General features: G+C 59.9%; 1 protein-coding gene, 1 other RNA gene and 1 pseudogene. All 3 read left to right on the plus strand.

What is annotated here, in order from left to right; translation table 11 throughout:
• A pseudogene (locus lacNas_RS08280) lies at positions 1-198 on the plus strand (tRNA-specific adenosine deaminase); the annotation flags it as partial.
• A gap of 9 nt (positions 199-207) precedes the next feature.
• Positions 208-307, plus strand: an RNA gene (ffs, locus tag lacNas_RS08285) — signal recognition particle sRNA small type.
• A 53-nt stretch (positions 308-360) separates the two neighbouring features.
• A partial coding sequence (gene dnaX, locus lacNas_RS08290; protein WP_201331420.1) for a DNA polymerase III subunit gamma/tau occupies positions 361-1,883 on the plus strand: 1,523 nt, incomplete at its 3' end.

Genomic DNA, 1,883 nt, shown 5'->3' on the forward strand with positions numbered 1-1,883 from the left:
GCGGCCATGGACCCCAAGGCCGGCGCTGCCGGCAGCGTCGTCGACCTCTTCAGCGTTGCCAAATTCAACCACCACCCGCTGGTGGTCCGCGGCCTGTACAAGGAGCAGGGGGGACAGCTGCTGAAGGATTTTTTCCGGGAAATCCGCCGCAAGCAAAAAATGGCAAAAAAAGCCCAGGAAAATTGCCAAAAGAATTAGTTTAGGTTACAATACTAGTTGGGCAATGTTCGACCTCCGAAGCGTGTCAGGACCGGAAGGTAGCAGCACTAAGGTCGCTTGGGCATGTGCCCTTTATTTAGCAATTAACAGGCTCTTAGCTCTTTTCGGGGCTAGGGGCTTTTTTATTACGAGGAGGACGTATTGGCTTATCAAGCTTTGTATCGCAAATGGCGCCCGCGCACCTTTGATGATGTGGTTGGGCAGGAAGCCATTACCGATACCCTCAAGAATTCAATAGTACGCGGCAAGGTGTCGCATGCCTTTCTTTTTGCCGGACCGCGCGGCACGGGCAAGACCTCCTGCGCGAAGATCTTCGCCAAGGCCTTGAACTGCCTAAACCCTCAAGACGGTGAACCCTGCAACCAGTGCAGCAACTGCCTGGCGGCCGACCAGGGGGCAATGCCGGACATCGTCGAAATGGACGCTGCCTCCAACAACAGCGTTGACGAAATCAGGGACCTGCTGGACAAGGTCCACTACGCGCCGACTGAAGGCAAGTACAAGGTCTACATCATCGACGAAGTGCACATGCTGTCGATGTCGGCCTTCAACGCGCTCTTAAAGACCCTGGAAGAGCCGCCGGCCAGCGTCGTCTTTATTTTGGCGACGACTGAGCTGCAAAAGGTGCCGGCCACGATCATTTCCCGGACCCAGCGCTACAATTTCAAGCGCTTCTCAAACGAGGCCATGGTCAAGCGGATGGAGTACATCCTGGGCCAGGAAGGAGTCAAGTACGAGGACCGGGCCCTCAAGGTGATCGCCCAGGTTGCCGACGGGGGGATGCGGGACGCTTTGAGCATCCTGGACCAGCTGTTGTCTTTTGAAAAAAGCGAGGTCCGCTACGAAGATGCCTTGGAAGTCACCGGCTTTGCCGCCCAGGAACAGATCGAGCAGCTGCTTTTGGCCATTTTGGCCGGCGACAGCCAGCAGGCCCTGGATCTGGCCCGGGCCGCGGTGCAAGACGGCGCCAGCGCCCAGAACATTTTAAATGAGATCATTTCCCTGGCCGTGCAGGCCATGCTTTTTGGCAAAACGGGCCAGGGCGAGTTCCTGGCCGCTGACTTTGCTGACAAGATTTCCCAGCAGAGCCCGGACCGCTTCTGCCAGATCATCGACCAGGCCAATGAGGCCCTGGGCAGCCTGCGCTTTACCAACCAGCAGCAGATTCCGCTGGAAGTCTTCCTGGTCCAGGCCAGCCAGCCCCGGCCAGCAGCCGCGGCGCCTGCTTCCGCCCCAGCGGCAGATCCGGCGATTGAGCGCCAGATCAAGCTGCTGAAAGACCAGGTCCACCAGCTCTCCCAGCAGCTCAAGCAGCTCAGCCAGCGGCCGGGCCAGGAGCTGAGCCCGCGGCACGTTTTCCAGCTGAACCAGCGCCTGTACGGGCAAAAGGGCGGAGCTACCGAACTGGCCCAGCAGAATGCCGAAGAGCAGCAGGCCGCTGCCAGCCGGCAGGCAGAAGTCAGCAGCAGCCGCGAGGAAATTTACGCGGTCCTCACTCAGGCAACCAAGCCTGGCCTGGCCGAAGCCCGCAACCTGTGGGAGCGGGACTTGCCGAGCATGATGGCCGAGCCGGTCAAGTCGGCTTTGGCCTATTTGAAGCCGATCGCGGCCAGCGACCGGAGCGTCCTGCTGGCCAGCCGGTCCCGGGCCTGGCAGCTGGCCGC

Source organism: Lactobacillus nasalidis, assembly GCF_016587775.1.
Classification (GTDB): Bacteria; Bacillota; Bacilli; order Lactobacillales; family Lactobacillaceae; genus Lactobacillus; species Lactobacillus nasalidis.